24 protein-coding genes and 1 riboswitch are annotated in these 26,565 nt (G+C 67.6%); of the genes, 13 read left to right on the top strand and 11 right to left on the bottom strand.

Annotation, left to right across the window (positions count from 1 at the left end):
- Positions 1 to 53 precede the first annotated feature (53 nt).
- On the top strand, positions 54 to 1,580 hold the full coding sequence (locus ACFC0O_RS34350; protein ID WP_375965452.1) for an AlkA N-terminal domain-containing protein: 1,527 nt from the start codon (positions 54 to 56) through the stop codon (positions 1,578 to 1,580).
- Complete coding sequence (locus ACFC0O_RS34345; RefSeq protein WP_375965450.1) at positions 1,577 to 2,095, top strand: methylated-DNA--[protein]-cysteine S-methyltransferase; 519 nt, start codon at positions 1,577 to 1,579, stop codon at positions 2,093 to 2,095. The genes ACFC0O_RS34350 and ACFC0O_RS34345 overlap by 4 nt, the downstream gene beginning before the upstream one ends.
- 27 nt (positions 2,096 to 2,122) lie before the next feature.
- Here ACFC0O_RS34345 and ACFC0O_RS34340 read toward each other — a convergent pair whose 3' ends face one another.
- Entirely contained in the window at positions 2,123 to 5,449 is a 3,327-nt protein-coding gene (locus ACFC0O_RS34340) for an AAA family ATPase (protein ID WP_375965447.1), read from the bottom strand.
- 91 nt (positions 5,450 to 5,540) lie between these two features.
- Positions 5,541 to 6,839: an exonuclease SbcCD subunit D gene (locus ACFC0O_RS34335; RefSeq protein WP_375965445.1), complete on the bottom strand. Its 1,299-nt coding sequence runs from the start codon at positions 6,837 to 6,839 to the stop codon at positions 5,541 to 5,543.
- A gap of 234 nt (positions 6,840 to 7,073) precedes the next feature.
- Here ACFC0O_RS34335 and ACFC0O_RS34330 point away from each other — a divergent pair, with 234 nt between their 5' ends.
- Together ACFC0O_RS34330 and ACFC0O_RS34325 are read left to right on the top strand one after the other, a co-directional pair.
- Positions 7,074 to 8,222 carry a DNA recombination protein RmuC gene (locus ACFC0O_RS34330; protein WP_375965442.1) on the top strand — a complete coding sequence of 383 codons (1,149 nt, stop codon included), beginning with the start codon at positions 7,074 to 7,076 and terminating at the stop codon, positions 8,220 to 8,222.
- A 77-nt stretch (positions 8,223 to 8,299) separates the two neighbouring features.
- Complete coding sequence (locus ACFC0O_RS34325) at positions 8,300 to 9,277, top strand: DUF6542 domain-containing protein (protein WP_375965439.1); 978 nt, start codon at positions 8,300 to 8,302, stop codon at positions 9,275 to 9,277.
- A gap of 80 nt (positions 9,278 to 9,357) precedes the next feature.
- Here the strand turns inward: ACFC0O_RS34325 and ACFC0O_RS34320 are convergent, their stop codons facing one another.
- On the bottom strand, positions 9,358 to 10,359 hold the full coding sequence (locus ACFC0O_RS34320; RefSeq protein WP_375965437.1) for a 4-hydroxy-3-methylbut-2-enyl diphosphate reductase: 1,002 nt from the start codon (positions 10,357 to 10,359) through the stop codon (positions 9,358 to 9,360).
- Between the two features lie 173 nt (positions 10,360 to 10,532).
- Between ACFC0O_RS34320 and ACFC0O_RS34315 the strand changes: the two genes are divergently transcribed.
- The 3 genes from ACFC0O_RS34315 (at position 10,533) to ACFC0O_RS34305 (ending at position 12,963) form a co-directional block, all read left to right on the top strand.
- On the top strand, positions 10,533 to 11,267 hold the full coding sequence (locus tag ACFC0O_RS34315; protein ID WP_375965434.1) for a lipid droplet-associated protein: 735 nt from the start codon (positions 10,533 to 10,535) through the stop codon (positions 11,265 to 11,267).
- A 248-nt stretch (positions 11,268 to 11,515) separates the two neighbouring features.
- The gene (gene xseA, locus ACFC0O_RS34310) at positions 11,516 to 12,742 is read left to right on the top strand and encodes an exodeoxyribonuclease VII large subunit (RefSeq protein WP_375966414.1); all 1,227 of its coding nucleotides are present in this window, start codon (positions 11,516 to 11,518) and stop codon (positions 12,740 to 12,742) included.
- On the top strand, positions 12,739 to 12,963 hold the full coding sequence (locus tag ACFC0O_RS34305; RefSeq protein WP_364640203.1) for an exodeoxyribonuclease VII small subunit: 225 nt from the start codon (positions 12,739 to 12,741) through the stop codon (positions 12,961 to 12,963). Before xseA ends, ACFC0O_RS34305 begins: the two co-directional genes overlap by 4 nt.
- Before the next feature lie 5 nt (positions 12,964 to 12,968).
- Here ACFC0O_RS34305 and ACFC0O_RS34300 read toward each other — a convergent pair whose 3' ends face one another.
- Positions 12,969 to 13,517 (bottom strand): DUF4245 domain-containing protein, encoded by a 549-nt coding sequence (locus ACFC0O_RS34300; RefSeq protein ID WP_364640206.1) that lies wholly within the window; start codon positions 13,515 to 13,517, stop codon positions 12,969 to 12,971.
- A gap of 195 nt (positions 13,518 to 13,712) precedes the next feature.
- Between ACFC0O_RS34300 and glpX the strand changes: the two genes are divergently transcribed.
- Positions 13,713 to 14,756 (top strand): class II fructose-bisphosphatase, encoded by a 1,044-nt coding sequence (glpX, locus tag ACFC0O_RS34295; protein ID WP_364640208.1) that lies wholly within the window; start codon positions 13,713 to 13,715, stop codon positions 14,754 to 14,756.
- A 189-nt stretch (positions 14,757 to 14,945) separates the two neighbouring features.
- The gene (locus ACFC0O_RS34290) at positions 14,946 to 16,352 is read left to right on the top strand and encodes a class II fumarate hydratase (protein WP_375965431.1); all 1,407 of its coding nucleotides are present in this window, start codon (positions 14,946 to 14,948) and stop codon (positions 16,350 to 16,352) included.
- Positions 16,353 to 16,430: 78 nt separating this feature from the next.
- Here ACFC0O_RS34290 and ACFC0O_RS34285 read toward each other — a convergent pair whose 3' ends face one another.
- Positions 16,431 to 17,615, bottom strand: coding sequence for an FAD-dependent monooxygenase (locus tag ACFC0O_RS34285; RefSeq protein ID WP_375965430.1), 1,185 nt, complete (start codon positions 17,613 to 17,615; stop codon positions 16,431 to 16,433).
- A gap of 103 nt (positions 17,616 to 17,718) precedes the next feature.
- Here ACFC0O_RS34285 and ACFC0O_RS34280 point away from each other — a divergent pair, with 103 nt between their 5' ends.
- Complete coding sequence (locus tag ACFC0O_RS34280; RefSeq protein ID WP_375965428.1) at positions 17,719 to 18,450, top strand: TetR/AcrR family transcriptional regulator; 732 nt, start codon at positions 17,719 to 17,721, stop codon at positions 18,448 to 18,450.
- Between the two features lie 116 nt (positions 18,451 to 18,566).
- Positions 18,567 to 18,989 carry a limonene-1,2-epoxide hydrolase family protein gene (locus ACFC0O_RS34275; RefSeq protein ID WP_364640220.1) on the top strand — a complete coding sequence of 141 codons (423 nt, stop codon included), beginning with the start codon at positions 18,567 to 18,569 and terminating at the stop codon, positions 18,987 to 18,989.
- A 70-nt stretch (positions 18,990 to 19,059) separates the two neighbouring features.
- On the opposite strand, the gene ACFC0O_RS34270 is transcribed toward ACFC0O_RS34275, so the two are convergent.
- The 4 genes from ACFC0O_RS34270 to ACFC0O_RS34255 all read right to left on the bottom strand — a co-directional run bounded on the left by ACFC0O_RS34270 (position 19,060) and on the right by ACFC0O_RS34255 (position 22,825).
- On the bottom strand, positions 19,060 to 19,917 hold the full coding sequence (locus ACFC0O_RS34270) for an acyl-ACP desaturase (RefSeq protein ID WP_375965425.1): 858 nt from the start codon (positions 19,915 to 19,917) through the stop codon (positions 19,060 to 19,062).
- A 161-nt stretch (positions 19,918 to 20,078) separates the two neighbouring features.
- Positions 20,079 to 20,600 carry an LGFP repeat-containing protein gene (locus ACFC0O_RS34265; RefSeq protein ID WP_375965423.1) on the bottom strand — a complete coding sequence of 174 codons (522 nt, stop codon included), beginning with the start codon at positions 20,598 to 20,600 and terminating at the stop codon, positions 20,079 to 20,081.
- A gap of 208 nt (positions 20,601 to 20,808) precedes the next feature.
- On the bottom strand, positions 20,809 to 22,101 hold the full coding sequence (locus ACFC0O_RS34260; RefSeq protein ID WP_364640524.1) for a PhoH family protein: 1,293 nt from the start codon (positions 22,099 to 22,101) through the stop codon (positions 20,809 to 20,811).
- A gap of 337 nt (positions 22,102 to 22,438) precedes the next feature.
- Complete coding sequence (locus ACFC0O_RS34255; protein WP_375965420.1) at positions 22,439 to 22,825, bottom strand: DUF488 domain-containing protein; 387 nt, start codon at positions 22,823 to 22,825, stop codon at positions 22,439 to 22,441.
- A 21-nt stretch (positions 22,826 to 22,846) separates the two neighbouring features.
- On the opposite strand from ACFC0O_RS34255, the gene ACFC0O_RS34250 reads away from it, so the two are divergent.
- Together ACFC0O_RS34250 and ACFC0O_RS34245 are read left to right on the top strand one after the other, a co-directional pair.
- Positions 22,847 to 23,119 (top strand): hypothetical protein, encoded by a 273-nt coding sequence (locus ACFC0O_RS34250; protein ID WP_364640232.1) that lies wholly within the window; start codon positions 22,847 to 22,849, stop codon positions 23,117 to 23,119.
- A gap of 79 nt (positions 23,120 to 23,198) precedes the next feature.
- On the top strand, positions 23,199 to 23,549 hold the full coding sequence (locus tag ACFC0O_RS34245) for a glutaredoxin family protein (RefSeq protein WP_375965417.1): 351 nt from the start codon (positions 23,199 to 23,201) through the stop codon (positions 23,547 to 23,549).
- A gap of 69 nt (positions 23,550 to 23,618) precedes the next feature.
- Here the strand turns inward: ACFC0O_RS34245 and glyA are convergent, their stop codons facing one another.
- Both glyA and ACFC0O_RS34235 read right to left on the bottom strand, forming a co-directional pair.
- Complete coding sequence (gene glyA / locus ACFC0O_RS34240; protein WP_375965415.1) at positions 23,619 to 24,914, bottom strand: serine hydroxymethyltransferase; 1,296 nt, start codon at positions 24,912 to 24,914, stop codon at positions 23,619 to 23,621.
- Positions 24,915 to 25,031: 117 nt separating this feature from the next.
- Positions 25,032 to 25,117: riboswitch (ZMP/ZTP riboswitch) on the bottom strand.
- 46 nt (positions 25,118 to 25,163) lie between these two features.
- The gene (locus ACFC0O_RS34235) at positions 25,164 to 26,360 is read right to left on the bottom strand and encodes a DUF885 domain-containing protein (RefSeq protein WP_375965413.1); all 1,197 of its coding nucleotides are present in this window, start codon (positions 26,358 to 26,360) and stop codon (positions 25,164 to 25,166) included.
- Positions 26,361 to 26,565: the final 205 nt, after the last annotated feature.

Below are 26,565 nucleotides of genomic sequence, written 5' to 3'. Positions count from 1 at the left end.
TCGCGTCTGATTTCCGCTAGCGCTCGGTGGCGGCGGCTGCGATTGTGGTTGTTGTGAGTGCGAATGATCTGGACTTCGAACGGTGCTACCGCGCCGTGGCCACCCGCGACGCCCGCTTCGACGGGCAGTTCGTGACCGCGGTGCGCACCACCGGAATCTATTGCCGCCCTTCATGTCCCGCGATCACCCCGAAACCCGCCAATGTCAGCTTCCTGCCGACGGCGGCGGCCGCGCAGCAGTCGGGCTTCCGGGCCTGCCGCCGCTGCCTGCCGGACGCGGCCCCCGGGTCGCCGCTGTGGAATACCCGGGCCGACCTGGCCGCTCGCGCCATGCGATTGATCGCCGACGGGGTGATCGAACGCGGTGGCGTGCCCGCGCTGGCCGACACCCTCGGCTATTCGCAGCGGCAGTTGACCCGGGTGCTCACCAGTGAGCTCGGGGCCGGGCCGCTGGCACTGGCGCGCGCACACCGCGCGCACACCGCCCGGCTGCTCATCCAGACCACCCGGCTGTCCATGTCGGATATCGCGTTCGCGGCGGGTTTCGCGAGCATCCGGCAGTTCAACGACACCGTGCGCGAGGTGTTCGCGGTCAGCCCGACCACCCTGCGCGAAGAGTCCCGCCGCCGCAACGGCGATACCCTGCCCGCCACCAATGGCCTGCTGACACTGCGGCTTCCGTATCGGGAACCGCTGGACAAGCAGTGGCTGGAATGGTTCCTGTCCGCACACGCCGTGCCCGGGCTGGAACTCTGGGAGGATGGGCACTACAGTCGCAGCCTGCGAACTCCGCACGGGCACACCACGGTTCGCATGTCCGTCCAGCCCGGACACGTCCGCGCCTCACTGGCGCTACAGGATATGCGGGACCTCGCGCCCACCGTCGCCCGGCTGCGCCACTTCCTCGATCTGGACGCCGACCCGGTCGGCATCGACGAGGCGCTGGCGACGGGAATGACCGGCGCACTACCGCTTTCGATCGCGCCCGGCGATCGGCCGGAGAGCGTGCTGTCACCCGGCATCCGCGTTCCCGGCTGCCTGGATGGTCCGGAACTGTTGTTGCGCACCATGATCGGGCAGCAGATCTCGGTGGCGGCGGCGAATACGCATACCGCGCGGCTGGTGCAGACGCTCGGCGAATCCATTCCGGGTCCGATTCCGTACCTGTTCCCCACCCCCGCGGCCATCGCCGAGCACGGGGCCGAAGTGCTCACCGGGCCGACCCGGCGAATCGAGGCGATCGTGGCGGCGGCGCGCGCGATCGCGGACGGCGAACTGGTACTGCATGCCGGGCGCACGGCCTCCGACCTGCGACGCGATCTGCTGGCCCTGGACGGCGTCGGCCCCTGGACCGCCGATTACGTCACCATGCGACTACTCGCCGACCCGGACGTACTGCTCGCCTCCGATCTGATCGTGCGGCGCGGCGCGGCACTGCTCGATATCGATCTCGCCGACACCGCACGCCTGTCCCCCTGGCGCTCCTACCTGACCATGCACCTCTGGAAGCACGCGCTGACCACCCCCGCATCCACCACCGACGGCGCATCCGGCGCCCGGAAAGCGAGTACAGCCCCGTGAACACCCGAATCAACTCCGGCACAGCGGATTTCGCCACCGTCACCACCGCGGCGGGACCGTTCACCGCGCTCGTCGACGCGGAGGGCGCGGTACTGGCCTCCGGCTGGACGGCCGATGCGGAGAACCTGCGCGGGCTCATCCACACCACGCTGCGCCCCGGAGCCCTGCGCGAGCGCACCGAGCTCGGCCGGGTCACCACCGCCATCGAGCGGTACCACGCGGGCGACCTGACCGTCATCGACTCGATCGCGGTCCGCCAGGTCTCCGGCCCCTTCCTCGTGCACGCCTGGGAAGTGCTGCGCAAAGTCCCCGCCGGCGAACCGATCACCTACACCGACTTCGCCGCCGCCTCCGGCCGCCCCGCCGCCACCCGCGCCGCGGCCAACGCCTGCGCCCGCAACGCCGCCGCCCTATTCATCCCCTGCCACCGCATATTCCGCACCGACGGCACCCTCGGCGGCTTCCGCTGGGGCCTGCCGATCAAGCAGTGGCTCCTCGACCACGAAGCCCACTGAATCGCGAACGACACCAAACCCCGCACTCTAGGCGGTGAGGGAGGTTTCGAGGTGGGAGCCGGTGCGGCCGCGGATTACGTGGAGGCGGCTGGGGATGCGCTGGCGCATTTCGTCTACGTGGCTGACTACGCCTACGACGCGGCCGCCGGAGCGGAGTTCGTCCAGGACGCCCATGACCGCGTCGAGGGTGTCGGCGTCGAGGCTGCCGAAGCCCTCGTCGATGAAGAGGGTGTCCAGGACCAGGCCGCCGGACTCCGCCGCTACCACATCGGCCAGGCCGAGGGCGAGAGCCAGTGAGGCCATGAAGGTTTCGCCGCCGGAGAGGGTTTTGGCGGGGCGGATCGCGCCGGTGTAGTCGTCGCGGATATCCAGGCCGAGGCCGCCGCGACGGCCGCGCGGGCCTGCCACATCGGTGTGGACGAATTCGTAACGGCCACCGGACATGCGGCGCAGGCGGACCGAACCCGCCACCGCCACTTCTTCCAGGCGGGCGGCGAGGACGTAGGAGCGCAACGACATTCGGCGATTGTTCTCGCCACGGCCCGATACGACTTCGGCCAGGCGGGCGAGTTCTTCGTGGGCGCGCTGGAGCGGGGCGATGCGGTCGACCGCGGCCCAGAGCTGGGAACACAGTTCTTCGAGTTGCTCCACCCGGCGGGCAGCCACCGTATGTGCGGAGATGGCGCGTTCCAGGGCCGATTGTGCTTCCGCGACAGCGGATTCCAGGGCTTCGAGATCGCCGGGGACGATATCGGCCGCAGCGCAGATCTCGGGCTCGGCGAGCACCGCCTCGGCGTGTGCGCGGGCGCGGTCGGCGTTCGTCAGCTCGGCCTCGATATCGGCCTGGCGTTGCGCGGTCCGCGACGCCGCCTCGACCGCGCGGGCGTATTCGCCCAGGACGGCATAGTCCGGACCGGTCTCACCCATGACCGGCGGCGCGGTGTCGACCAAACCCGCTTCGTAGGAGAGCTTTTCGACGCGCAGCGCGAGGGACGCCACCTGTTCGCGGGCCAGGGCCGCCGCGGCGCGCGCCTCCCGCAGCGCGGTGGCACCGGCCACCAGCGCGTCCAAGCGGGCGCGGCGGCGCTCCACGGTGCCGTCCGCTCCGGCGGCGGTGGTCAGGCGCTCGGTGAGTTCGGCGAGCCTGCGATCGGTGGCGATAATGCGTTCCATCGCCGCGCTGCCGCGACTTTCACAGTCGCGCAACTCTTCCTGCAGTCCGGATTCCTCGGTCCGCAGGCGTTGCAGTTCCACGGTGAGACCGTTCGCCAGCTCGGCGCGACCCCGGGCTTCGTTCCACCGCGTCTCGGCGGCCGCCAATCCGGTGGCCAGTTCCGCCTTATCGGCGTCACCACCCCGTTCGACCAGTACTTCGATCGCGCGCTCCAATTCGGCGACCTGCTGTCCGGCGCGATCACGGGCGGCTTCGGCGGCCCGCTCGGCCTGTAGCGCGGCTTCCTCGGCCTCCTTGGAAACCGCCTGCGCGGCCGGTTGCGCCGGGGCCGGATGCTCCGCCGACCCGCACACCGCGCACGGCTCCGAATCGACCAGTGCCCCGGCCAATTCCGCCGCCATCCCGGCCAGCCGATGCTCGCGCAGGGCGAGCGTATGCTCCCGTGCGTCCAGATGCTTCGTGCGCGCCGACTCGAAAACCGCTGCCGCACTGACCAGTTCCCCGCGCCGCCGCTCCAGTTCCAGCGCGGCCTTCGCGGCGGTGCGCAACCGTTCCCGCTCCGCCTCCAGCACCGGCAGGCCCGCCGCCGCATCGGTGGCATCGCGCAGCCGAACTTCCACCCCCGCAATGGCTTCCGGCAATTTCGACCGCCGCTCCGTCACCTTCGACAGCTGCCCGGCAAGCTCCTGCTGCTCCCGCCGCAGCCGCGACAGCTCCCCCATCAGTCGCTTGGCCGAATCCGCGTCCGAGCGCACCTCGTCCAGCGCGCCCATCTGCGCACTCCACCGCTGCGCGGCAGCCTCCAGCCCACGGCCCACGGCCCGCGCCGACGTGCTCTGATCGCGCGCGGAATCCGGCGCGCCCGGGCCATTCGCCGATTCGTTCGGCTGCCGGTCGTTCTCGTCGTGACCACCGCCCACCCCGGCGGCAGGAAGGACATCGAAGTCAGGGTCAGGTTCCGCATCCGCACCACCACGATGATCGGGCGTATGCCATGAGTCACCGTCTCGATCGGACACGGCGACCCCGAGCGGCCCGATCGACTCGAGATCCAGTGCGAAGTCGCTGCCGGAGAGTTCGGTTGCCGCGAGATCGGTTGCGGCCCAGTGTGTTCCGTCGAGTTCGGCGGATGGGGGTTCCAGCAGGCGGGTGGCGAGGTGCTCGGCGGCGCGGACGGCATCCTTGTCGCGGCGGTTCAGGGTCACCGCGGCGGCGCGGGCTTCCGCGACGGCGGCGTGTGCCGGTTCCGCGCGGCGGGCGCGATCGAGTTCGGATTGCAGGGCGTCGCGGTGAGGTGCGGACGCGGCGTGGGTGGCGAGCCGGGTGGTGGCCTCGGCGTGCCGGGCACGCAGGCCGTGCAGGCGGCGCTGCTCTTCGGCGGCGACGCGGGCCCGGTTCGAGATCTGCTGGCGCTGTTCGCGTTCGACGGTGGTGGCGGTGAGGTCGGTGCGCGCGGATTCGAGCAGGGCGCGGGACCATTCACCGGATTCGAGCAGGCCCGCGGTTTCGGTGGCGGGCAGACCGGCCGCGGTGACGACCTGGCCGATGAGGCGGTCGATGGTGGCCTTGCGGGTGTCCAGGTCGGTGCTGCCCGCGCGGCGCTTATCGTTGAGCCACTGTTCGGCGGTGCCGAAACGTTCTGTGTCGAAGAGCTTTTCGAGCAGCTTCTCGCGGTCCTCGTTATCGGCGCGCAGGAACCGGGCGAAATCCCCCTGGGGCAGCAGCACCACCTGGAAGAACTGGTCGGCACTCATGCCGAGCAGCCGCAGGATCTCCTCACCGATATCCGGGATGCGAGACAGATGCTGGCCGCGGCCGTCGAGCCATTCCAGGGTGGCCGACGCGTTCTCCTTGACCCAGCCGCTTTTCGCGCGCGAGCTGGGGCGCTGAAATTCCGGCGAACGGGTCAGGCGCAGGCGGCGGCCGCCGAGGGTGGCCTCCAATTGCACACGCGGCGGGGTCTGTTCATCGGCGTGATCGGAGTGCAGGCGCTTCTCACCGCGCGCGCCGGGCACGCTGCCGTAGAGCGCGAAGGCGACCGCGTCCAGGACGGTGGTCTTGCCCGCGCCGGTCTGCCCGTGCAGCAGGAACAGGCCGTCCGCGCCGAGCTCATCGAAATCCACGACGGCGGTCTCCGCGAACGGACCGAATGCCGTCAGCTCCAAACGATGCAGCCGCACGCGCCGTCCCCTTCCGCCTCCACGCACCATCCAACAACCCGACGCCCGCGACCGTCCCCGGGACACGCCGTCGCGGCTCGGAAATTACCGCTCATGCGGTCAACTCGCCTGCGCCACCGTCGGATTCGGGCGGAGTCAGCCCGAACAGTTCGGGATCGCCGTCCAATTCGCCTTCCCCGGATAGCCGGGTCCCACCATCGTCGGCGATCGGCTTACCCTCGGCAACCGATTGCCGCGCGGGCGCACGGGTCGGCCCGTCCTGCTCCCGCACGGCGGCGGCGAGGGCGCGTTCGAGCCAGGTCATCTCGCCCGAGGTCGGTGCGCCGCGCACATCGGTGAGGAAGCTCTGGGCGATCTCGGTATCGCGGCGGCCGTGCACCCGCTCGCGGTAGTGCAGTTCCGGATTGCCTTCCGGGCGCACCCATTCCACGTGCACCGCGTGCGGGAAACGCTCACGCAGGCGGCGCAACGCGTCGACCGGGCGCGCGTGGTCGGTGAGGGTCGCGGAGACGTAATCCGCCTCGGCGGCCGCGTGTTCCGGCGCTTCGAGCAACTCTTCCAGCGTGCCGCTGATCTGACTGAGCCCGCGCACCACGGGCAGTTCGTGCCGCGTCACCGCCGACAGCCCGTCGGCATCGAGGTCGATCACCCACACCGCCTTGCGATGCGAGCGCTCACCGAACGAGTACGGCAGCGGGGAACCGGAATACCGCACCGACTCGGACAGGATCTGCGGGGAATGCAAATGGCCGAGCGCCACATAGTCGATGCCCTCGAACGCCCCGAGCGGCACCGTCTCCACCCCGCCCACCGAAATGGAGCGCTCGGAACCGGTCGCCTCACCGCCCACCACGAAGGCGTGCGCGAGCACCACCGAGCGGACTCCGGTGCGCTCGGCGAGATCGCCCCGGATCAATCCCATGGCGGCATCCAGAATCTCGGCGTGCGAACGCGCCTGCGGCACGCCCAGTTCCGCGCGCGTGATTTCCGGCTCCAGGTATGGGATTCCGTAGAAAGCCACCTCTCCGTGCAAATCGGACACCATTACCGGCCGCGCCACTTCGGCTATGCCGCAACGCAGATGCAATCCGCCCGCCGCAGCGAAAGTCCCGAGCGCCCCCAGCCGCGTCGGTGAATCGTGATTGCCCGACGTAGCCACAATGACCGCGCCCGCCGCGCGAATCGCCTCGAACCCCCGATTGCACACCGCGATGGCGTCCGCGCTCGGAATGGACCGGTCGTACACATCCCCCGGCAACACCACCACATCCACCCGCTCCGCCGTCACCAACTCGGCAATGGCGCGCAGCGCGCACTCCTGATCGCCCAGCAGATCGACACCGTGAAAGGTGCGGCCGATATGCCAGTCGGAGGTGTGCAGGATTCGCATGCCGCCGACGGTAGGCGATCACCCCGACAGAATCACCGATACCCTCGCGAGCCGCCCGGAACTCGCCGGTGTTATCGCGCGCCGGGCGATATGCGCTTCGGACATATCCGGCGAGTTCTCCGGACTCGCGAAATCCGTTGTCGCGGCTTGTAGCTGCGAATTCCGGATGCGGTGCCGCTCGGAGGTTGCCGGCCTTCGCGACTTTGTCGGTGGGATGGGGCAAACTCGCGTGCCATGACCGCATCGATGCTGTTCGCGTTGTTGTTGGTGTTCATCGCGGGGCTTGCCGTCGGCTGGCTCGGGCATTCCGCGCGGGCGGGGCAGCGGGCGGCCGTGGCGGAGGCGCGGCTGGGTGCCATGCGCGATAACGAGCGGTTGTTGCATCAGTCACTGGGGGCCGCGAGTGAGGATGCGGCGCGGCGGCATTCGCATGCGGTGGGGGCGATGATGGAACCGCTGCGGGAAGCGGTGGGGACGCTCAATCGGCATATCCAGGAAGTCGAGCACAATCGCATCAACGCGTATTCCGGTCTGCGCGAACAGGTCGCGGGAATGCAGCGCACCTCGCATCAACTCTCCACGCAGACCTCGCAATTGGTGGCGGCACTGCGCGCGCCGCAGGTGCGCGGGCGGTGGGGTGAGATCCAGCTGGAGCGGGTGGTCGAACTCGCGGGCATGACCCGGCATTGCGATTTCGACACCCAGGTCACCCGGCGCGCGGGCAGCACGGGCAGCACCGAGGGCGTGGTGCGGCCGGACATGGTGGTGCGGCTCGCGGGTGGCCGGCACATCGTGGTGGACGCCAAGGTCCCGTGCACCGCCTATCTCGAAGCCGCCGCCACCGAGGATCCGCGCGAGCGCGACAACCAACTGGCCCGGCATGCCAAACATCTACGCAATCACGTCGATCAGCTGGCGGCCAAGGAGTACTGGGCGGCCTTCGACCCCTCCCCCGAATTCGTGATCCTCTTCGTACCGGGCGATCCGTTCCTCGATGCCGCGCTGGGCGCTGATCCCGGTCTGCTCGAATACGCCTTCGGCCGCAATGTCGTGCTGTCCACGCCCACCACGCTCATGGCGCTGCTGCGCACGGTGGCTCTGGGCTGGCGGCAGGAGGCCATGTCCCAGGACATGGCGGTGATCCAGCAGTTGGGCCGGGAACTGTATGCCCGGCTCGGCACCACCGGCCGTCATCTGGATCGGCTCGGGGCGCAATTGGGCAAGGCGGTGGATTCGTTCAATTTCACCGTGGCGTCCATGGAGACACGCGTGATGGTGACTGCTCGCAAACTTCATGATCTGGAGATTTCGGACACCCCGGTGGAGGAAATTCAGCGGGTGGAAACCTGGCCGAGGGCGGTGGGTTTCGCCGAAAAGGACTAATACGCTTGACGCGCTCGAGTATCTCCGCATGATGTCGCCTACCTCGCGGAACCGTCACATGCTTTAGTGTGCTTGACGTGGCAGTTACCCAGCGCGAGCGAGCAGAGGTGCCCCCGTCGCACCGTTCGATCCTGCCGACGGTCCCCGGCGTCCCCGCCGGCGCCGCGGTGCTCACTGCCGTGACCTGCACCTTCATCGGATTCCTGATCGACACCATGGGTGGCGATGAGCTGACGGGCACCTTCGCCTCGCTGTATGTGATCGGCTGCGTACTGGCCGCGCTCATCGTGCGATACCGCGGACTCTTCACCACGATGGTGGTGCCGCCGCTACTGCTCTTCCTAGCCGTCCCGCTGGCGTATCAGCAGATGCTCGGCAACTCGGCGGGCGGATTCAAGGTCAAGGAAATCCTGCTGAATCTGGCCATCCCACTGGTGAATCGGTTCCCCACCATGGCGCTGGCCACCGTGCTGGTGCTGATCATCGGTGCGATCCGGGTGGCCATGCACCGTCGCGAGCAGCAGGGCGATTCGGGTGGCGCGTCATTCAAGCCGCGCGCCCGCACCGCCCGCCCGGCCGGAGCCGCCCGCGCCCAGCGCGCCGGAGCGACCGACACCAAGGAACCCGCCAGACGACGCTTCCGATCCGGCGCGGACGAGCAGGACGGCGACGCCGCCGAGTCGACCGCGGCCACGCGCCGCCCCGCCGGACGGGTGGCGTCCCGCCCGCCGCGAGTCGGCGCGGATCGCCAGCCCGCCTCCGGTCAGGCCGCCGGTCGGCAGTCGACCGCGCGCCAATCCGGCAACGATCGCAAGCGCACCCCGCCCGCCGATCGCAAACCGAACCCGGACCGCAAACCCACCGGCGACCGCAAGCCCCCGGGCGAGCGCCGCGCCAATCCGGCCGACCGCGCCGAACGCGCGAACCCCGCCGACCGTGCCAACCCGGCCGGAACCGAAGGCCGCCGCCGCCGCGCCCAGACCCCGGAGATGCCGCCGCACCCGCGCCCCAATGTGCGCTACCGCGAACGCGATTCGGGCCGCATCGAACGCTGAGCCGATCGAATTCACGAATACGAAAAATCCCCGCACGCCGCGAGTGATCGCGCGGGCGGGGATTTGCTTTTCGTGGCGAATCAGCTGCGCGCGGTACGCAATTCGCGCGGCAGCGAGAAGACCAGGGTCTCATTGGCGGTGGTGACCGGCTGCACTTCGCCGTAGCCGTAGGTGGCGAGCATGTCCAGCACACCCTCGACCAGGATCTCCGGCACCGACGCGCCCGAGGTGAGGCCGACCGTGCGCACGCCCTCGAACCAGGACGGATCGATCTCGCGGGCGTAGTCGACCAGATACGAGGCGCGCGCGCCCGCGGTCAGCGCGACCTCGACCAGCCGCACCGAATTGGAGGAGTTGCGCGAACCGACCACGATCACCAGATCGCAGGCCGGGGCCATGGCCTTCACCGCGGTCTGGCGGTTCGAGGTGGCGTAGCAGATGTCATCGCTCGGCGGATCCTGCAGATTCGGGAACTTGGCCCGCAGCCGGTGCACGGTCTCCATGGTCTCGTCGACCGAGAGCGTGGTCTGCGAGAGCCAGATCACCTTGTTCTCATCGCGCACGGTGATCTTGTCGACCGCGTCCGGGCCGTCCACCAACTGCACGTGATCGGGCGCTTCACCCGCGGTGCCCTCGACCTCTTCATGCCCTTCGTGCCCGATGAGCAGAATGTCGAAGTCGTCCCGCGCGAACCGCTTGGCCTCCTGGTGCACCTTGGTGACCAGCGGGCAGGTGGCGTCGATGGTGTGCAGATTCCGCTCGGCGGCGGATTCGTGCACCGCCGGGGACACCCCGTGCGCCGAGAACACCACCAGCGCGCCCTCGGGCACCTCATCGGTCTCGTCGACGAAGATCACACCCCGGTCCCGCAGCGTCTCCACCACATGCCGGTTGTGCACGATCTCCTTGCGCACATAGATAGGCGCACCATGCTTTTCGAGCGCCTTCTCCACCGTGACCACCGCGCGGTCGACACCCGCGCAGTAACCACGAGGTTCGGCGAGCAGCACCCGTTTCGGCGCGTCGGCATCCACACCGGCGGACCGCACGATTCCGACATTCAAAGGGATAGCCGAGGACATGCGTCCCAGCCTACTGGGCGCCTATGGCCGCCGCTCCCCGGCTATTACCGGCAACACATTCGCCTCCCCGTCGCCGCACCCCCGGCGTGATGAAGCGAAGCAGAATTGGCTCACAATCACATTCCGTGTCATCTCACCTTTGCATCACACGGCGTTTCGGGCAGGCTAGGACCATGTTCCGACCTCCGTTCCTAGCCCGGGTCGCCGCCGGGGCTGCTGTCTACGCCTTAGAGGAAACTCGCCGGCTACCGACCAGTGCAATCAATTTCCCGATCACCGCGATCAGTCAGATGTTGCAGACGACCATGCATCTGCAGCAGTTCGTGACCAGCCTCGCTCTCAAGGGTGACGCCGTATTCGACCGTTTGGTCAACCAGCCGGAAGAACAGCCGGCGTGGGCCACGTTCGATGAGGACGAGGCATTCGAGCAAACCCCCAGCGCCGCGCCGGAATCGGCACGCAAGAGCAGTTTCGATCTGTTCGAGCCGGTGGATTCGGTCGAGGAGGAGCCGGTCGCGGCGGCCCCCGAACCGATTCTCTCCATCGTCGAGCCGGTCGAGATCGCGCCGGAACCGGTTGCGGCCCAGCCCGAACCGGAAATCGCCGATACCGCCGCGGTGGTGGCCGAGCCGGTCGCAGCCGAGCCGGAGACCGTCGAAACCGCCGCTCCCGCAACGGCTTCCAAGGCGTCCACCAATGGCCACAACGGCAGTGCCGCGGTGACCGAGCCCGAGGTGGCCACCCGCTACGACTACACCAATATGACCCTGGCTCAGCTGCGTGCCCGGCTGCGCATGCTCACCGTCGAGGATCTGGCCGCGCTGCTCGATTACGAACAGCACACCCGCGACCGCGCCCCGTTCGTCACCATGCTGACGAATCGGATCGCGACCGTTCAGGCCAAGTGACACGGTTCCCTTAGCGCCGACTGCCCGGGCCGGGTACGCCCGGACGGTCGGCGCTCTGTCATTTCCGGCGCAAGCCTCGCTTCGCCGCACGGATTCCATCGCACGAACGGACTTTCGGCGGGTGTGAGCACCGTACGTCGGTGCCTACTGCCAGAATCGGTGCGGTGACCCCCGACCAACCTGCCCAGGCGGCGCAACCGGCAGCACCGGCCCCTCCGCCGAAGCCGTCCAGTACCGCCGACAATCCGATGCCGGTGCGCACCATCGCCGTCAAGGTGGCGCAGTGGATCGACCGGCTGGGCGCGGTCTGGGTCGAGGGCCAGATCACCCAGATCAATCTGCGGCCCGGCACCCGCACGGCGTTCCTGGTGCTGCGCGATACCGCCGCCGATATGTCGCTCTCGGTCACCTGCGATCCGGATCTGCTGCGCAAATCCCCGGTGCCGCTGCAGGAGGGCAGCCGGGTGGTGGTCTACGGCAAGCTGTCGTTCTTCACCGCACGCGGCACGGTGTCCTTGCGCGTCACCGAGATTCGCCCCGTCGGCATCGGCGAACTGCTCGCCCGCATCGAACGGCTCAAGGCGCTGCTGGCGGCCGAGGGACTCTTCGATCCCCGGCTGAAGCGGCCGATTCCGTTCCTGCCCAATAAGATCGGGCTCATCACCGGTCGCGCCAGCGCCGCCGAACACGATGTGGTGACGGTGGCGACGCAGCGCTGGCCCGCCGTGCGCTTCGATATTCGCAATACCGCCGTACAGGGCGCGACCGCCGTCCCGCAGATGCTGGAGGCGCTCGCCGCGCTGGACGCCGATCCGGAGATCGATGTGATCGTGCTGGCGCGCGGCGGCGGCAGTGTCGAGGATCTGCTGCCGTTCTCGGATGAAACGCTGTGCCGCGCAATAGTTTCCGCGACCACGCCGATCGTCAGCGCGATCGGCCACGAGCCGGACAACCCGCTCAGCGACTATGTCGCGGATTTGCGTGCGGCGACCCCCACCGATGCCGCCAAGCGCATCGTGCCCGACGCCGCCGCCGAGGCCGCGCTGCTGCGTGAACTCCAGGCCCGCGCCGCCGCCGCGCTGCGCGGCTGGGTGGATCGCGAATCCCGTGCGCTGCAACAGCTTCGCTCGCGCCCGGTGCTCGCCGAACCGCTGCGACTACTCGATCAGCGGCACGATGAGGTGGAGCGGTTCCGCACCGCCACCCGCCGCGCCATCAATCAGAGCCTGAGCACCGAATCCACCGCCACCCGGCATCTACGCGAGAAGCTCTCGGCGCTCGGACCCGCCGCCACGCTCGCGCGCGGTTACGCGGTGGTGCAGAAGGTGCTCGGCAAGGAACGCGAAGTGGTGCGCTCCATCGAGGACGCGCCCGCGGGCAGTCAGCTCCGCATCCGAGTGGCGGACGGTGCGCTGACCGCCGCCGCCCTCGGCTCCCAATCCCTCGGCCCGCGAAAGGAATCCACCGAAAAATGACGGACACCGACCTCACCGAGATCGCCGGTTTCGGCTATGAACGCGCCCGTGACGAACTCGTCAACGTGGTGAAGATGCTCGAACAGGGCGGCCTGGATCTGGATGATTCGCTCACGCTGTGGGAGCGCGGCGAGGCCCTCGCCAATCGCTGCGAGGAACACCTCGCCGGCGCGCGCAAGCGCGTGGAAGACGCACTGGCGCACCGGTCCCAGGAGAGCTGAGCCGCCTACTTCGGCAGCGGCTGCGCGCTGGTGACCGCAGTGGCCAAGGTGGTGAAGGCACCGTTGTTGCCCGCGCCCTTGATCAGTACGCGGGTGTCGCCGTAGTCGGCTATCCAGGCGGGTTCGGTGCCGGGTTCGGCGTAGACGACCCATTTGCGATCGCCGATCTGCTGTACGCCGGTGGCGTATCGGGTGCCCGCGACCTTGCGCGCCAAGGCTTCCTCGGTGGCATTGGACTGCGTCACCTGCATATAGCTGCCCTGCGGGGTGATGTAGCCGACCGTGCTGGAGACGCCGGGTTCCCGGTTGCCGGAGTTGGCCTTCCAGTCCGCGGGCAGCACGGGTTCGCGAATGCCGAACGGGAGCTGCTTCGCGTCATCGGTGAATGCGCTGTGCGCGTCGAAGTTCGGGATGTTCCCCGCCTTCGGGCCGCCCGCGGTGAAACTGCACTGACTGGCGATGCCCGCGATGGCCAGGCAGATCAGGACCAGGGGAAAGAGGGACCAGAACAGGTCTTTCCAGTCGTTCAGGATCCGCGGCTTGGTGTTCGGCACGCCCCCAGTATCCACGGGAGGGGAATGCGACCCACCTCACAGGGCCGCTGCGGCGACCTTGCACCCGCGCGCCGTCAAGCGGCGCATCCGTAAAGGTCCAGGACCGGTGCGGAAGTGAAACGTCAGTACTTGGTTGGGCCGCGAAAGCGCAATGCGACAATTTACCCAGCAGTTGACAACCAAGGAGGCACCGTAATGACGGCACCCACGCCCGCACCCAGCCGCCGCGAGGCCCCGGACCGCAATCTCGCATTGGAGTTGGTCCGGGTCACCGAGGCCGGCGCAATGGCCGCGGGACGCTGGGTCGGACGCGGTGACAAGGAGGGCGGCGACGGCGCGGCCGTCGACGCCATGCGCCAGCTGGTGTCGACCGTTTCGATGCGCGGCATCGTGGTCATCGGCGAGGGCGAGAAGGACGAAGCGCCCATGCTCTACAACGGCGAACTCGTCGGCAACGGTGAGGGCGCGGAACTCGACTTCGCGGTCGACCCGATCGACGGCACCACGCTGATGTCCAAGGGCTCGCCCGGCGCGATCTCGGTACTCGCGGTCGCCGAGCGCGGCGCGATGTTCGATCCGTCGGCCGTGTTCTACATGGAGAAGATCGCCGTCGGCCCCGACGCCGCCGATGTCATCGACCTATCGGCCCCCATCGCGGAGAACCTGCGTCGCGTGGCCAAGGCCAAGAACTCCTCGGTCTCGGACCTCACGGTCTGCATCCTGGATCGCCCCCGGCACGCCAAGCATATGAGCGAGGTTCGTGAGGCCGGTGCGCGCATCCGCCTCATCTCCGACGGTGACGTCGCGGGCGCGATCGCCTGTGCCCGTCCCGAATCCGGCGTCGACCTGCTGATCGGCATCGGCGGCACCCCCGAGGGCATTATCGCCGCGGCGGCCATGCGCTGTATGGGCGGTGCGCTGCAGGCCAAGCTGGCTCCGACCGATGACGCCGAGCGGCAGAAGGCCATCGACGCGGGCCACGATCTCGATCGCGTGCTCACCACCGAGGACCTGGTCTCCGGTGAGGACATCTTCTTCAGCGCCACCGGCGTCACCGACGGTGATCTGCTGCGCGGCGTGCGCTACTACGGCGGCGGGGCGTACACCCAGTCCATCGTCATGCGCGCCAAGTCCGGCACCGTGCGCATGGTGGACGCCTACCACCGCCTGACCAAGCTGCGCGAATACGCCTCGGTCGATTTCGTCGGCGACGAGGATGCCACTCCCCCGATGTTCTGAACATCGAATCCGGCACCGGGGCAACGCCTTCGGTGACCGGAGCCGGATCATGACGGCCGCCGTGCGATGGATGCGCGGCGGCCGTCGCCGTATCCGGCGGCGGATCCCGCCGTATTCCGGGTCCGCGTGTGCTGATTGCCTCAGGCGTGGCACCCCCACGCACCCCCGTCCCGGCCTAGGGTCGAATCCATGACCGACGACACCCAGTACCGCATCGAACATGACACGATGGGCGAAGTCCGCGTCCCAGTACAGGCGTTGTGGCGCGCGCAAACCCAGCGTGCGGTGGAGAACTTCCCCATCAGCGGCCGCGGCCTGGAGCGTGCGCAGATCCGCGCGCTCGGCCTGCTGAAAGCCGCCTGCGCCACCGTGAACCGGGACCTGGGCCTGCTCGATCCGATCAAGGCCGACGCGATCGTGGCCGCCGCCACCGAGATCGCCGACGGCAAACATGACGATCAGTTCCCCATCGACGTCTTCCAGACCGGTTCGGGCACCAGCTCGAATATGAACGCCAACGAGGTGATCGCGAGCATCGCCGCGCGCGAGGGCGTCACCGTGCACCCCAACGACGACGTGAACATGTCGCAGTCGTCGAACGACACCTTCCCCACCGCAACGCATGTCGCGGCGACCGAGGCCGTGGTGAAGGATCTCGTTCCGGCGCTGGATCATCTGCGGCTGGCACTGCTGGACAAGTCGGTGGAGTGGCGCGATGTGGTGAAGTCCGGTCGCACGCATCTCATGGACGCGGTGCCGATCACCCTCGGTCAGGAGTTCAGCGGATACACCCGGCAGGTGAGCGCGGGGATCGAGCGCCTGCTGACCACGCTGCCCCGGCTGGGCGAGTTGGCCATCGGCGGCACCGCGGTCGGCACCGGGTTGAACGCGCCCGATGGCTTCGGTGCGAAAGTCGTTGTGGAACTGAAGAAGTCGACGGATCTGGACGCGCTGTCCGAGGCCCGCAATCACTTCGAGGCGCAGGCCGCGCGCGACGGTCTGGTGGAACTGTCCGGTGCGCTGCGCACCGTCGCCATCAGCCTCACCAAGATCGCCAATGATGTGCGCTGGATGGGTTCCGGCCCGCTCACCGGCCTCGCCGAGATTCAGCTGCCGGATTTGCAGCCCGGTTCGTCGATCATGCCCGGCAAGGTGAATCCGGTTCTCCCGGAAGCGGTTACCCAGGTCGCCGCGCAGGTCATCGGCAATGACGCGGCCATCGCCTGGGGCGGCGGCAATGGCGCGTTCGAGCTGAACGTGTACATCCCGGTGATGGCGCGCAATGTGCTGGAGTCGATTCGACTGCTGGCCAACGTTTCTCGCCTGTTCGCCGATAAGTGCATCGTCGGCCTGGTCGCGAACGAGGAGCGGCTGCGCCGCCTCGCGGAGTCCTCCCCCTCCATCGTGACGCCGCTGAATTCGGCCATCGGCTACGAAGAGGCCGCCGCCGTCGCGAAGGAAGCGGTCAAGGCGCACAAGACGATTCGCCAGACCGTCATCGATCGCGGGCTGATCGGCGACAACCTGTCCGAGGCGGAACTCGATCGCCGTCTCGATGTGCTGTCCATGGCCAAGGTCGAGGACACGAAGGACTGACGCCCTTCCGCGGCAACGAAAACGGACCCGGTGGCGATCGCGCCACCGGGTCCGTTCATTTGTCACCCGGGCCGTAACTCACCGCCCCGCAAGGATTTCCGGGTAGTTCTTCAGCTCGATATCGTTCTTGGACTTCTCGGTGGACTTCATCATCATGTCGAAGGCCCACGAGGTCAGGAACCAATTGCGCACGCGCAGGCCGAGCGCGGTCTTGGGGGCCAGGAACGGTCCGGCGTTCGCGCCGCCCGCCAGCTTGCTGTAGCGCTTCATCATCTCCTGATAGCGCGGGAAGGCGACGGTGTGATCGCCGTCGGCGGCCGCCAATTCACCGGCCAGCACGTATGCGCCGACCACCGCGAGCCCGGTGCCGAATCCGGCCATGGTGTTGCCGTAACCGGCGTCGCCGAGCAGTGCGACGCGGCCCTTGACGAAATCCTTCATGGTCACCTTGGCGATGGAGTCCAGGAAGAAGCCCTTCAGACCCGGCAGTTCGGCGAGCATCTTGGGCACCTCCCAGCCGAGCCCGGCGAACTTCTCGGCGAGGATGCGGCGCTGGGCATCGAGATCGTCGCGGTCGAAATCCAGCTTGGGCGAAGCGAACAGGTACATCTGCCCGGCCTTGGAACTGCCCAGCGACGCGAGTCGGCCGGGGGTGTTCAGGGCGTAGGAGACGGCCCGCTCACGGGGCGCGTCCGGATGCGCTTCCCAGTTCGAGGCTCCCGCGATGGAGTAGTAGTGGCCCTGATGCTTGACGAACTTCTCCTCCGGGCCGAAGGCCAGTTTGCGCACCCGGGAGTGGATGCCGTCCGCGCCGATGACCAGGTCGAAGGTGCGGGCGGGGGCATTGGCGAATTCGACGTGGACACCGTCGGCGGTGTCGGATAGGGCGGTAATGGTGTCGTCGAAGAGGTATTCGCACTGGCCTGCGGTGCGCTCATACATGACCTCGGACAGATCGCCGCGCAGGATCTCGATATCGCCGCCGGTGAAATCGCCTGAGATGAGCGCCTTTTGGTTGCCCGCCTCGTCGACGATGACCATATCGGTCTTACCGGTCTGGCGAGCCTTGACGTCCTCCAGGATGCCCATGCGCTCGAGCACGGTCATATGGGTGTGACCGGTGAAGTCGACGGCCTGGCCGCCCTGCCGCAGGGCGGGGGCCTTCTCCACGACGGTGACCGTGAAGCCGTAGCGATCGAGCCAGTAGGCCAGGGCCGGGCCCGCGATGGAAGCGCCCGAGATGAGAACCGTGGTCTTACGCATGATGTCTATCCTTCGTTAATTGCGTCCGTCGGCCGCTGTTGTTAATTAGCGTATGCTGGACGCAGAAGAACGTCAAGCGACAGTTTTCGGAAGGATGGCGACGATGCCGGCACCGACCTCGTTCGAACTGCTCTGGGGCGCACCCGCGAAACCCAAACGCGGACCGAAACCCTCGCTCACGCTGGAGCGGATCGTCACCGAGGCCATCGCGCTCGCCGATACCGAGGGACTCGCGAACCTGTCCATGCAGCGCCTGGCCGAGCGCATCGGCTGCGCGAAAATGGCGCTCTACCGCTACGTGCCGGGCAAAACCGAACTCATCGCGCTCATGATCGACGCCGCCCTCGGCGCACCCCCGGAACCGATTGCGGCCCCGGCGAATTCGGCCGAACCGTGGCGCGACTACCTGCGGCTGTGGACCGAATCCATCGCCGAGCGCTACGACACGCACCCGTGGGCGCTGGAATTGACGCCCGGCATCCGGCCCATGGGACCGAACGAAATGGGCTGGCTCGAAAGCAGTCTCACCGCACTCGACGGCAGCGGTCTCGACGCCGCCGAACGCTTCGACGCCACGGTGCTGTTGATCGGCCACGCCCGCGCCCTGATCCAGCAGGTCGGCGGCGGCAACGGTGACGCGGATATGGAAGCGCAACTGATCGAGGAGATGGGTGCGGTGCTGGCCGAGCACGGCGAGCGCTTCCCACAGGTCGCCGCGGCGCTGGCCGAACAGGCCACCCGGCCGGACGAGGACACCGGCCGGAACAACGCCCTGAGTTTCGGCATCGACCGGATTCTCGACGGGCTCGGCGTGCTGATCGACAGCAGGAAGTAGCGATAGCGGGGCGTGGATCCCGGCCACAAGCATGCCGGGATGACGAAGGGGTGCGAAGTTGGGGGCGGTGGGCCGAAGGCCTATGGCCGCGCGGGACTTCGGCTTAGGCTCAATCCATGTCGGAGATACCTGAGTTGCAGCAGGATGCGGTCACCACGGTGCGGGAGTTCTTCGCCGCGATGGAGATGAAGGCCGTCACCGAGGCCCTCGAACTGGCCGATCCCGGCATCGTCTGGAAGAACACCTCGCTACCGGATGTGCGCGGGATCGATCGGGTGCGGTGGGTGCTGGACAAGCTCGCCAACCCGCGCTACGGATTCCGCGTGGATATGCACCACATCGCCGCGGACGAGGATGGCGTGGTGCTCACCGAGCGCACCGACTATCTGCGCTTCGGGCCGGTGGAGATCGCGTTCTGGGTGTGCGGCACCTTCGAACTGAGCGATGGCCGAATCACGCTGTGGCACGACCACTTCAGCTGGGAGAACTTCCTGCGCGGCACTGTGGCCGGACTGTTCCGGGCCGCGCTCTCCCGCTGAGGTTCCGCACCGAAACGCAAAACCGGCTGCCCCGAATCGGGACAGCCGGCGTATCCACGACGGTGTGGAATCAGGGTCGCAGGTGATCCAGTTCGGCGCGGGCCTTCTCACCGGCTTCGCTGAAGTCGGTGCGGGTGAAGATCTTCCACTGCTCGAGCAGCGGGCCGAAGACCAGCGCGGGCTCGTTCGCGCTGTCATAGATGCCCGCCTCGGCGAGCACCTCGTCACTGGTCTTGCCGTCGGCGAGCTTGACCACGGGCACGTGGAAGTCGGCGACGCGGTCCGCGATGGCGCGCACGGCCTGATCCGGAACCACGTCGAGCGCGGCCGCGACGATGTTCGCGAAGAACACCGCCTGCAGTTCGTCATCGGCGGCCAGGCGCTCGGCGATGGACGCGACGATCGGATTGTCCGCGGTGGCGGCGGTATTGCGATGCCGCACGGCCGCTGCCAACTCTTCGAACGCGCAGGTGGCCAGCACATCGATCAGGTGCATGGCGGGGCGGCGGAAGCTCTCGGTCATATGCGCCATGCGCAGGCGCTCGAGGCCGATCGGATCGACCGCGCGGGTCACCATGAGGTAGTTGCGGATCAGGATCTCGTGCCGGTTCTCCTCGGCGGTCCAGCGGCCGACCCAGCGCCACCAGGCGCCGGTCCGCAGGTACATGCCGATCTCCCGGTGATAGGAGGGCAGATTGTCGGCAACCAGCACGCTCACCGTGAGGGCGAGCTTGGAGACCTCGCTGAGCTCGGATTGCCCGGGCTCCCAATCGGTTCCGCCGAGGAACTCGAAATTGCGGCCGTCATCCCACGGCACGTAGTCATGGGGCTGCCATTCGGCGGCCGCCGCGATATGGCGGGTGAGGTTCGCCTCCACCTCTGCCGCGAGCCAGTCCAACAGTTCCCGGTCGGCCAATTGCTTCTGCACGGAGACAACCTAGCGGCTGCGGAGCAAACGTGGGGATCTTCGCCTCGCATTCACAATCGCTATCGCCGCCCCGTTGGTATCCGCACAGGAAAACGACGGGTCAGCGCGGTCCGGGGCGGGGAAGGCTCCGGACCGCGCCGTCCACTATCGGCTGGGAACGCTCACTTCTCGGTGACGGTGGTCTTGTTGTCGACCCAGGTGATGGTGCCGCCGGTGAACTCGCTCTGCTTACCGCCGGTGATATCGGTCTCGTCGGAGGTGGGGTAGCCGAGTTTGCCGCTCGGACCGCCGTTCTCCTCCCACGCCTTGCGAATCTCGCCCCACACCACGTGGATTCCGGTGGCCGGGCTGGAGACGATCGCGCCGCCCGCGAATTCCTGCATCTTGCCGCCGCCGGGGCCCTCCTGCTGTGCGCCGGTGGGCAGGCCGAGCGGGCCTGTCACGCCGCCCATTTCGTTGTACTTGGCCAGGAAGTCACCGGCGACGGTGACCTCCGCGCCATCGCGGGTGGCGATCTTGGTTTCGGTGGCGTGCTCGGTGGTGGTCTCGGCCATGACCGTGGTGCTGGTGGTCGCCGTATCGGATTTCGAATCCTTGTTGTCCTTATCGCAGCCCGCGGTGAAGGCGGTGATGACTGCGAGGGCCGCGATGAAACCGGCCGAACGTCGAGCGAAGGTGTGCATTGCATCCTCTCGATAACCCGGGCCAGCCACTCGGCAATCTTTCGGCGAATACACACTTCTCACCGAATCGACCGACGAGCAGGTATTTGACCGGAATATACCCTGCGGATTATGAGATGAAACACACGCCATGAATTTGCCCGACCGAGTCGACGAATCGACTCGGCCGGGCAAGGGTTTTCACGGGTTTCGAGCGGACCGGCAACGCTTACGCGTTGGGGCCGAACTCCTCCAGCATCTCGGTGACCAGCGCCGCGATCGGCGAACGCTCACTGCGGGTCAGGGTGATGTGCGCGAAGAGCGGATGCCCCTTGAGCTTCTCGATCACCGCGGCGACACCGTCGTGTCGCCCGACTCGCAGATTGTCGCGCTGGGCCACATCGTGCGTGAGCACCACCCGCGATCCACTGCCCAAACGGCTCAGCACCGTGAGCAGCACATTGCGTTCGAGGGACTGCGCCTCGTCCACGATCACGAAGGAATCGTGCAGCGACCGCCCGCGAATGTGGGTGAGCGGCAACACCTCCAGCATGCCGCGCGCCTGCACCTCCTCCATCACCTCCGGGCTGGCGAGCCCGTCCAGGGTGTCGAAGACGGCCTGCGCCCACGGCCCCATCTTCTCGCTCTCGGAGCCGGGCAGATAGCCCAGATCCTGGCCGCCGACCGCGTACAGCGGACGGAAGACCACCACCTTGCGATGGGTGCGGCGCTCCAGCACCGCTTCCAGGCCCGCGGTCAGCGCGAGCGCGGACTTGCCGGTTCCGGCGCGGCCGCCCATCGACACGATGCCGATGCTCTCGTCCAGCAGCAGATCCAGGGCGATGCGCTGTTCGGCGGAACGGCCGTGCAGGCCGAACGCCTCCCGGTCACCGCGCACCAGCTGCACCCGCTTATCCGGCGAGACGCGGGCCAGTGCGCTGCCCCGGGCGCTCAGTAGCCGAATACCGGTGTGGCACGGCATATCCCGGGCCTCATCCAGATCGATCACCGAATCGCTGTAGAGCTTGTCGACGATTTCGGAGCCCACCTCCATCTCCACCATGCCGGTCCAGCCGGAGGTGACGACATCCTGTGCGTGATATTCCTCGGCCCGCAGGCCGACCGCGCTCGCCTTGACGCGCATCGGAATGTCCTTGGATACCAGTACGACTCGCTGACCCTCGGCCGCGAAGTTGAGCGCGCAGGCGAGAATCCTGGAATCGTTGCTGTCGGTGCGGAATCCGACGGGCAGCACATTCGGATCGGTGTGGTTCAACTCCACCTGGAGTGTCCCGCCACCGGTTCCGACCGGTATCCGCTGATCAAGCCGACCGTGGGCCAGACGAAGATCGTCCAGCATCCGAAGTGCCTCGCGGGCAAACCAGCCCAGTTCGTGGTGGTGACGTTTTGCCTCGAGTTCACTGATGACCACGAGCGGCAGCACCACGTGATGCTCGCCGAAGCGTGTCAGTGCCCAAGGGTCGGAGAGCAGTACCGACGTATCCACGACGAAGGTTTTCAGTCCTGATTCGGACGACTGCGAGGCGCGAACTCCCGGACCTGTGGTGCGCGTGCCCCGGTTGGAGGCGGCGCTCGGTGTGGGAGCGTTGACGGAGCGTGCATCAGTCACGGTGGGCTCCTTTGCCACTCGCGCGGCACCGCGCAAGCGTTCTCGCTGGGCCGGTCGGGCTCTAGGGTCGTACGACCCGAGGGCCGGGTGCCGGCCCCCTCGCACTGAGTTGCTCAGTCACGATCAGGACCTCCCGTACGAACCACACCTACGCGGCCCGCACAACCGACGCTACATTCGAAATCGCGATCCGGCTTCCCGACTGGCAGGCACATTGGTGAAGAACTCGTTAACGCGCTCCCCCTCTGGGCGTTTCGTCCAATTCATCGAGCAGGATCGGGACGTGACTGTGCTCAGGCACTTTCACCGCCGTCACCAGCGTCAACGGTTCCGCGGCGGCCTCGCGGCGCAAACGCGCCAAAGCGGCCTGCGCCGGGTCCGCGGCGAGTTCAACTCGATACCGTGTCTCGAATTCGGCGCGTCGCGTGTCCGGATCGTCGTGATACCACTTCCGGAGTTCGTTCGAGGGCGTCACCTCCTTCACCCATTCGTCGATCGCCGCCGCCTGTTTGCTGACCCCGCGCGGCCACAGTCGATCCACCAGCACCCGGCGGCCGTCATCGGCCGCGGGCGCGTCGTACACACGCTTGACCCGGTACCTCGGTTGCTGTGCCATCGGTCCATTACAGTCGAGGTCATGGCCGATACACAGGAACTCGAGGCGCTCTCCACCAAGGATTTGCACGACCGGGCCGTGAAGCTGGCGGTTCGCCACGGTGATGTGAAGTTCCTCTGGGAGCTGCTCAAGTCCATCCCCGCCGCCGAGGCCGCCGCGGGCGATCTGGGCGAGAGCGAGGCCGACATCAAGTACGTGCTGCCCATGCTGGACGACTACGTACACGCGGGCGAAGGCGAGATCGGCGAGGTGCTGCGCCCGATGTACATCGACTACCTGACCAAACGCTCCTAGTCGATAGCTGTGCGGTACCGCCGGAACCGGTACCGCGATGGTGTTCGCGGGCAATCCCTTTCGGCTCTAGAATCCGGACATGACCGCTGAGACCACCCCGGAGCTGGTCGTCTATCGACGCCCGGGCTGCCCCTTCTGCGCTCGCCTGCGCCGGGTGCTCAATCGCAACGGGATCGTCTACAGCGAGATCGATATCTGGGACGATCCGGAGGCCGCGGCGTTCGTCCGCAAGGTCGCCGACGGCAATGAGACGGTGCCGACGGTGAAGCTGACAATCGGTGCGCAGGAGCGCTATTGGGTCAATCCGCGACCGCAGTGGCTGCTCACGGTGATCAACACCGACGCCCCCGCGTTGACCGGCGGGCCGAAGAGCTACTGGCCGATCCGCCGCGACGACCTCCCCCGCCCGCGCCCGCCGCAGGCCAACTGACCCCTCCGCAAAGTAGCAGGCCCGCAGCGATTTCGATCGCTGCGGGCCTGCTGTTGCCTATGGCTGGACTCAGCCGAGCAGACGCCAGTCCTCCAGGCCCTCGTAGAGGGGGAACTGCTGGGCCAGCGTGGAAACGCGCTGACGCAGCGAATCCAGATCGGCGGAGCCGGTGAGGGCGGCCGCGATGATCTCGGCGACCTCGGTGAACTCGGTATCGCCGAAGCCGCGGGTGGCCAGCGCCGGGGTGCCGATGCGCAGACCCGAGGTGACCATCGGCGGGCGCGGGTCGAACGGAACGGCGTTGCGGTTCACGGTGATTCCGATTTCGTGCAGCAGATCCTCGCCCTGCTGACCGTCCAGCTGCGAGTTGCGCAGGTCCACCAGGACCAGGTGCACATCGGTGCCGCCGGTGAGCACGTTGATGCCCTTGGCGGTGCAGTCGGCGGCGGTCAGGCGCTCGGCCAGGATCTTCGCACCGGACAGGGTGCGCTCCTGGCGCTCCTTGAACTCGGGTGTGCCGGCGATCTTGAACGACACGGCCTTGGCGGCGATGGCGTGCATGAGCGGCCCGCCCTGCTGACCCGGGAACACCGCCGAGTTCAGCTTCTTGGCGAATTCCTGCTTGGCCAGGATCAGACCGGAGCGGGGACCGCCCAGGGTCTTGTGCACGGTGGAGGACACCACATCGGCGTGCGGCACCGGCGACGGGTGCAGCCCGGCCGCGACCAGACCGGCGAAGTGCGCCATATCGACCCACAGGTACGCGCCGACCTCATCGGCGATCTCGCGGAAGGCCGCGAAATCCAGGTGCCGCGGGTACGCGGACCAACCGGCGACGATCACCTTGGGGCGGGTGTCGCGGGCGATCTTGCGCACCTCGTCCATATCGACGCGGTGGTCTTCCTTGCTGACGCCGTAGGCGTGCACCTCGTACAGCTTGCCCGAGAAGTTCAGGCGCATACCGTGCGTGAGGTGACCGCCGTGCGCGAGATCCAGGCCGAGCAGCTTCTCGCCCGGGTTCATCAGCGCCATCAGCACCGCGGCATTGGCCTGCGCACCCGAATGCGGTTGCACGTTGGCGTAATCCGCGCCGAACAGCTCGGTCACGCGGGCGCGCGCGAGATCCTCGACGATGTCGACGTTCTCGCAGCCGCCGTAGTAGCGGCGGCCCGGGTAGCCCTCGGCGTACTTGTTGGTGAGCACGCTGCCCTGCGCCTGCAGCACCGCGCGCGGCACGAAGTTCTCCGAGGCGATCATCTCGAGGGTGTCGCGCTGGCGGGCGAGCTCGCCGCCCATCGCGGCAGCGACCTCGGGATCGAGCTCAGCGAGGGACTGGGAATTGACAGAGGAGGTCGTCTGCGTCACGGGGCCGAGTGTATTGGCCACGCCCGGAGTGTCGGCCAGGGGGTTCTGTGTGTCTTGATGCTGATTCATCGCAACCTCCGTGCTCGGAGGATTCTCGGGGGTGCCGAAAGTCCTCACGCCCAGCACCCAGGCGCGCGGTGCGGGACTTCGGTGCTTCCCGGTGGTTACATCCACCTCAGAGTGCGCCAGTCGCGGTGGTGTCAGCTTATCTTGCAGCCGGCCATGCTTCGGACTCGCACTTCGCGACGCTCACATTCGGCGGATCGCGCCCGGGGTGAGGGGTTCGTCGAGGAGGCGGCGGAAACGCTCGGAGCGATCGGCTGCATCGGGGGCCTGATCGAGCCAGCCGCCGAGCAGGCGGTAGCCCTCCACATAGGTGGAGATGTAGGCGCGCCACAGGGGTGAGGACAGGAAGCGCAGGGATTGGCGGGCGCGCTCGGGGGTGACCAGGCTCCAGCGCTGCAGGAATTCCGCGACCTCGTCCTCACCGCGATGCCGGTCGTGCAGCAGTAGCGCGGCATCCTGGCGCACGCCCAGCAGTTTCGCCGAGGCGGTCGAAATGCGTTCCGCGCGTTCACCATCGAAGCGCAGCCCGAGATCGGCGTAGATCTCCTGCGCCCAGCGGCCCCAGCCCGGGCCGACGATCGACTTCAGCGCCAGATCGGCCAGCCCCTCGGCCATCAGGCACTGCGGGGTGTTGACCACGAACAGGGTCTGCTCATCCTGACCCGCGCCCACCAGTCCGGCTTCCTTACGGCAGTGCTCGGTGTGATGACCCGGATACGACTCGTGCGCGATCAGATGCGGCAGCTGCGACAGATGCTGTTTCAGGTCGGAGTTGATGGCCACGCGGGACTGATAGTTGCCCAGGTAGTAATTGAAGCCGGACCACGGCTTATCGCCCACCACTTCGTATTCCACGCGTTCGTGATCGGGCAGCGGATAGCGTTCGCGCACCAGCTCGCGCAGCGCGCTGGAGAACGCGTCCACGCATTCGCGCAGCCGTTCGGGCGGAATCTCATCGCCGCGGCGATGCGCGGTGATGCGGTCGAACAGCGATCCCTCACCCGGCAGCACCTCGTCGAGTTGCCGATGCGCTTCGCGATAGTCGTCCTCGTCACCGGGTGCGATATCGACGTCGAAATACGCGCGCACCTCATCGATGAAGGAGATGTCATCGCCCGCGAATTTCCGCGCGGAGCATTCCAGCGCGCGCAGGTGCGCGTCCAGGAATTCGGTGCGCTCGGGCGCGAGGCCCGCGTCCGGCAGGTCTTTCAGCAGCGCGGCGGCTTTGTGCGCGAGCGCGCGCGGCTCCGGCTTCGGCGCGTTCTCACTCGCCCGGCGCAGTGCCGGATCACCGGTGTAGGCATCGACGAAACCCTCCTCCAACCGGTCGAAAGCCAGACCGAGACGCAGGTATTCGGTGACCAGTGGATGCGCTGCCATAACAGGCGACTGTATTGGATCGCACGGCTTCCGGTGACGTGGACGCCGACGCGGCTATGGCATATGTCACGCCGGTTACTGGTGAGTAGCAACACCTGGTGTTCACCGCCCTGTTGGACCCGAGCACAATTCGGCTATGCGTGGAGTGGTTACCGGTTCGCCGGACTCGGCGGCGGGACGAACTCCGCGAGACTGTTGTCGCCCG

The sequence above is a fragment of the Nocardia sp. NPDC056100 genome (assembly GCF_042266325.1).
Classification (GTDB): domain Bacteria; phylum Actinomycetota; class Actinomycetes; order Mycobacteriales; family Mycobacteriaceae; genus Nocardia.
Note: the sequence above shows the minus strand (reverse complement) of the source record. Positions and strands in the feature narration are given on the sequence as shown.